The following is a 4,947-nucleotide window of genomic DNA, read 5'->3' as shown; positions in this document are numbered from 1 at the left end:
CCCGGGAAGGCGAACGCAGGGACGTCGAGTACGACACGTTAGAGCACCAACAGAGCCCCAGGGATAGATGGCAGTGCTTGGACGCCTGCTCAATAGTCCCAGGACCCTGTCCGTTCCACAGCCAGCCGTCACTCGATCTGGGCCGCTCTGAAACTGTCTGGGGTGCGTCGGCTTGGCGGACGACGCTGGTTGAGCACACGCCAACAGGCCTCAGAGGCTCGGCACGTTAACGAGGGGGAGCTCACAGCGCGCGATGGGTGAGGCGCACTGTCCACCGATGAATCATCGGTTCAGGGGATTCCAAGAAATCTTTGAAGCACGTGAAATGGATGGCCAGGCCGGAAAGCCACACAAGATAAAGGAACGAGTGTCATGTGGGCCTCCATTATGAGAACCAACGAAAGAATTCGAGCGCGCGCAATGTATGGACTCTCCGCCGTCGCACTTTCAGCCGTCAGCACTCTGGTTGCAGCGCCGCTCGCGCCAGCGGACACGAAATCGATCGATTCATGGATAGACAAGTCGCTCAGAATCATGGCTTCAAATCACATTCCAGGAAGTCGCGGTGGAATCTACCGCAATATTATGCGCGAGTCTTCGGGGATCCCTGATGCGATCAATGCCTGGGACTCTAATGCGCAGGCCGGTATCCCCTCCAAAGGGCTCATGCAGCTGATTGAGCCAACCTTCAAAAAGTATCATGTTCCCGGCACGTCATGGAACATCTACGATCCGATCGCAAATATCACGGCTGCCTGTAACTATGCCGCATCGGTTTACGGGACGATTGATAATGTCAACTCTGCCTATTGAACCGGTGCGCCCGGCGAAACGGCTGACGTATGCGGTGAACAATGCCGAGGCGGCGTTCATCGCGTACGTCCAGGAGCGCCGCGCCTCCCTGTACGCGACGGCCTACCACCTGACCGGTGACCGGTACGAGGCCGAGGACCTGCTCCAGAGCGCGCTCTTCTCGACCTACCGTGCCTGGGACCGGATCAGCGACAAGGCGGCGGTCGGCGGCTATCTGCGCCGGACCATGACCAATCTGCACATCGCCGCGTGGCGCCGCCGCAAGCTCAGCGAGTACCCGACCGAGGAGCTCCCGGAGACGGCGGTCGAGACGGACGCGATGCGCGGCACGGAGCTGCGGGCGGTGCTCTGGCCGGCGCTGGCCCGGCTGCCCGAACTACAGCGCACCATGCTGGTGCTCCGCTACTACGAGGGCCACACCTCTCAAGAGATCGCGGACATTCTCGACATCAGTGTCGGCACGGTGAAGTCGAGCATCTGGCGGTCGCTCCGCTGGCTGCGTGAGGAACTCAGCTTCAGCCTTGGCGAGGAAGGGGCCTTCGGCGAGCTGGTTGCCTGACGTCGAAACGGAAGCAGGACACGGCTTGGAACGAGAAATAGGAGCGATCTCCTCGTCCCCGTTACGGCTCATGTGTCCTCTCGTCTGCAGTTCGGAGGAAACTCAGTGCGAATTTTGCTGATAGAAGACGACGTAGAGGTAAGTTCCTTCGTGCTGCGACAACTGAGAGCTTTTCGTCACGACGTCCTCGTGGCAGATAGCGGTTCCCGGGGCCTGGGCCTTTCGATGACTGAAGATCTGGATATGGTCATAATTGACCTAGGCTTGCCTGACATTGACGGGTTGTCGGTCCTCAAAATGATTCGGAAAGTGTCTGATGTGCCTGTGGTGATTGCCTCCGGCCGGGGTGGCGAATCACACGCAGTTCAGGCACTTGAGCTGGGAGCGGATGACTACGTACTCAAGCCTTTTTCGGCGGCCATTCTCCATGCACGATTGATAGCCATCGCGCGACGGTGCAAAAGCACCGAGCGCGACGAGGTGACAGATCTCAAAATTGGGAAATTGGTGGTGAGAGTTGAAGCCCATGTTGCGACCTTGGATGGATGCCCCCTCGATCTGCGGCCTAAAGAGTTCCGCCTCCTTACTTACCTCGCCAAAAATGCCGACCGCGTGATCAGTAAGAATGAACTTCGCAACGAGGTCTGGGACGGAGAATTCACCGGCGATGCCACGATAGCGGTTCATCTATCATGGTTGAGGCGCAGATTGGGCGAAACAGCCTCGCAGCCTCGATACCTGCACACGGTCAGAGGTGTGGGAGTGAAGCTTTCTAGCCCGTGAGGCAGTTTCATGGGTGCCTATCAAAACTGGGGCGGTCTCGCGCACACCGCCATGCTTGTAATCAAGCTACAGCAGTTCTGCAGATGCTGGCCTGAGTGGTTCGGGCTAGTTCTTGTAGCCGGAGAGATTTCGGTGGCGCGATCAGCCGATTCGCACAGCGACTGTGACGCAGTTTTGACCGAACTTTGAGTGCGTTACCGGCATTGAGCTTCTACAGCGTTGCAGCTTCCAGGGTGAGAGCGGCCTTGGCGATTGGCGTCACGGGGTTTGGGCTGCATCGGGATCTGCGGAAGCTCCGCCACTTCAGGCGGTCGACGGGTGCCCGTGTAGCGGTCAAGGCTGAGAGTGTCTAATACGACAGCCGTAGATCGCGATCTTCATCGCTGGGCGGTTGTCCGGGGTTGGTAGTGAGAGGCGCGGGCTCGGGCTTGGTGCCGTCCTCTCCATCATGACCAGCGAAGTCGGTGTCCGACAGAGTGGGCTGGGGCGATCAGGGCGGCGAAGAGGTGTTTGATCTCGTTGGCGGTCAGGGGTATCAGTTCGTCGGACGCTGGCTGGTCACGGCGTTCGGCGGCCGTGGTCACGGCCAGGAACGCGTGGGCGAGCATGGTGAGGGTGACCCAGCGGTGCCGGGAGGTCCAGCGGCGGACCTGGTGCCCGTCCAGCCCGGTCAGTCCCTTGCCGGCCTGGAAGGTCTCCTCCACAGTCCAGCGCCGCCCGGCCACGCGGACCAGTTCGGACAGCGGCACCGGGCGGGGCGAGAAGCAGCGTAGAAGGCGAGTTCGCCGGTTCGCCGATTGCGGCGGATCAGCAGCCACCAGTGGCCGGGGCGCCCGTCCGGTCCCGTGATGTCGACCTGGGCCCAGTCGTAGCACCGCTCGCCCTCCGAACCCGCGCCAGCGGACAGCCGCTGCCAGGCCCGATTGGGCACACGGGCGGCCAGCGCCTTCGCCTGGAATATCCCTGTACGCGTGGCGACATGGTGGGTGCAGATACGGCCAGCACGTAGCCGATGGGGCGGTCCTCCAACGCGGACCGAAGGTACGGATTGTCTCCGTAGGCCTCGTCGCCCGCGACCCAACGGGCGGGTGTCCCCGAGTCCAACGTCCGCAGGACCATCTCGGTGGCGACCTGGGGTTTGGTCGCGAAGCCGAGCCTGTCGGGGATGCCGACCGCTCTGCACCGGTCCGGATCGTCGATCCATGAGCGCGGCACGTACAAGGCGCGGTCGATCGCGGCACGAGCGTGAGCAGCGGAGTAGACGAGGTAAACGGCGACCTGGGCGTTCTCGATGCGGCCCGCTGTGCCGGTGTTCGCGCTGCATGCCGACCGTCGCCGTGTCCTTCTTCAGGTCGCCGGTCTCGTCGACCACGAGGACCGCTTCGTCGTCAAACAGGTGCTCGACCACGTAGGCCCGCACGTCATCACGGACCGCGTCGGCGTCCCACTTTGCGCGGTGCAGCAGGTGCTGCATGCCGTCTGGGGTGGCATCGCCCGCGTGCTCTGCCAGGGTCCAGCAGTTCTTCCTGGGCAGGTCGGACAGTCCCAGCACGAACGATGTTGCGCGGCGTCGCGGCTCGACTCGCGCGAAGCGTCCGGCTGTACGTCCATCAGCTGGTCAAACGTGGCCCGCCAGTGGGCAGGCACTACGCTGTCTGCCGCGGCCACCGCCTGTTCTTCGTTTGTCCACACAACAGCCGATGATTTTGCGGTGGCCGTCTCTGGGCGGCGTCACCCCGGCGGCCAGGGCACCGGTTAGCTTGAGCTGGTGATCGAGTTCAAGGAACCGTTGGCCGTGGCGGAGATCCGCTGGCTGCCAGAATCAGAAGGCGGCCGGGCCTCGGGCCCACCGAGCGCACCGGTCTACGCGGCGACGGTCACCTTCCCAAGCTCAGGCGCGGCTCTTCTCAGCATCCTGGTCCAATACATCTGTACCCAGCCGGACGGGACGACGCTCGCCAACATCGGCTTCCTCGTCCCCGACCTGGCCAGACCCCACCTCCGCGTCGGAGCCGAACTGCAGATCACCGAAGGGCCCACGGTCGTTGCTCATGCTGTCGTCCGCGAGTTGCTGCCCGCCGAGTAGCACGCAGTGAGCCGCCGGTCGCATCAAGATCGCGATACGGCTGTCGTACTAACCAACGGCGGATCCGATGATCAAGGAGACGCCGGATGATCGAGGCCATCACCGAGCACGAGCCCGTGGAAGAGTCGGCCGCAGAGGTGGTATCGGACGACCAGTTGATCGCGATCCTGGTCGACCGCGCCGGCAATGACTGCAGCTGACCGGGGAGGGTGGGCTGACGAAGCGGGTGCTGGAGTCCGCCCTGGAAGGCGGGGATCACCGACCATGTCGGCTACGACAAGCACGACGTGGCCGGAACAGCGGAGCTTGTAGAACGTGCACCGACCGCACAGCAGCCTCAGGGCTGTCCCGCAAATGATCTTCTGGTTGCCTCGGGCACGGTAGGCCGCCGTGCGGCCCGCTGTCCTATCCGGCGAGGGCGAGGTTGTGCATGCGGGCGATGCCGATCATGGCGTGGTGGACGCCGTCGCCTTTGAGGCGGCAGTCGCGGAGGATCTTCCAGGTTTTCATTCGGGCGAAGACGTGCTCGACGCGGGCGCGGACTTGCTTGTGGGACCCTCCCATGCCTTGCAGTCGTTGCGGTTCCCGGCGAGCGGCCGGCCGACCACGACGCCCGGTGTCTGCGTACGACCTGACATGCAGAGGTGCGTACGACCTCACGTCCAGAGGTCAGCTGGTGTGATCATGCCACGCTGGTGGCTCCGTC

The 4,947-nt window shown here is 62.9% G+C and carries 4 protein-coding genes and 2 pseudogenes; 4 read left to right on the top strand and 2 right to left on the bottom strand.

What is annotated here, in order from left to right; all coding sequences use genetic code 11:
- The first annotated feature begins 372 nt into the window (after positions 1 to 372).
- From ACFWI9_RS32905 to ACFWI9_RS32895, 3 genes are all read left to right on the top strand, one after another.
- A complete protein-coding gene (locus ACFWI9_RS32905; protein WP_387168568.1) occupies positions 373 to 813 on the top strand; it encodes a transglycosylase SLT domain-containing protein in 441 nt (146 codons plus the stop codon).
- Entirely contained in the window at positions 794 to 1,372 is a 579-nt protein-coding gene (locus ACFWI9_RS32900) for a SigE family RNA polymerase sigma factor (protein WP_387168565.1), read from the top strand. Before ACFWI9_RS32905 ends, ACFWI9_RS32900 begins: the two co-directional genes overlap by 20 nt.
- Before the next feature lie 105 nt (positions 1,373 to 1,477).
- Entirely contained in the window at positions 1,478 to 2,155 is a 678-nt protein-coding gene (locus tag ACFWI9_RS32895; protein ID WP_387168562.1) for a response regulator transcription factor, read from the top strand.
- A 377-nt stretch (positions 2,156 to 2,532) separates the two neighbouring features.
- Here the strand turns inward: ACFWI9_RS32895 and ACFWI9_RS32890 are convergent.
- Positions 2,533 to 3,769 (bottom strand): annotated as a pseudogene (locus ACFWI9_RS32890) (IS701 family transposase).
- 154 nt (positions 3,770 to 3,923) lie between these two features.
- On the opposite strand from ACFWI9_RS32890, the gene ACFWI9_RS32885 reads away from it, so the two are divergent.
- On the top strand, positions 3,924 to 4,241 hold the full coding sequence (locus ACFWI9_RS32885; protein ID WP_387168559.1) for a hypothetical protein: 318 nt from the start codon (positions 3,924 to 3,926) through the stop codon (positions 4,239 to 4,241).
- A gap of 405 nt (positions 4,242 to 4,646) precedes the next feature.
- On the opposite strand, the pseudogene ACFWI9_RS32880 reads toward ACFWI9_RS32885, so the two are convergent.
- A pseudogene (locus ACFWI9_RS32880) lies at positions 4,647 to 4,852 on the bottom strand (transposase); the annotation flags it as partial.
- Between the last annotated feature and the right edge of the window lie 95 nt (positions 4,853 to 4,947).

The organism is Streptomyces sp. NPDC127084 (assembly GCF_042724175.1).
Lineage (GTDB): Bacteria > Actinomycetota > Actinomycetes > Streptomycetales > Streptomycetaceae > Streptomyces.
The sequence above is the reverse complement of the archived record's forward strand: the minus strand, read 5'-3'. Positions and strand labels throughout refer to the sequence as shown.

Coding starts and splice junctions, on each gene's coding strand:
- ACFWI9_RS32905 (WP_387168568.1), top strand. CDS start 373: ATGTGGGCCTCCATTATGAGAACCAACGAAAGAATTCGAGCGCGCGCA.
- ACFWI9_RS32900 (WP_387168565.1), top strand. CDS start 794: ATGTCAACTCTGCCTATTGAACCGGTGCGCCCGGCGAAACGGCTGACG.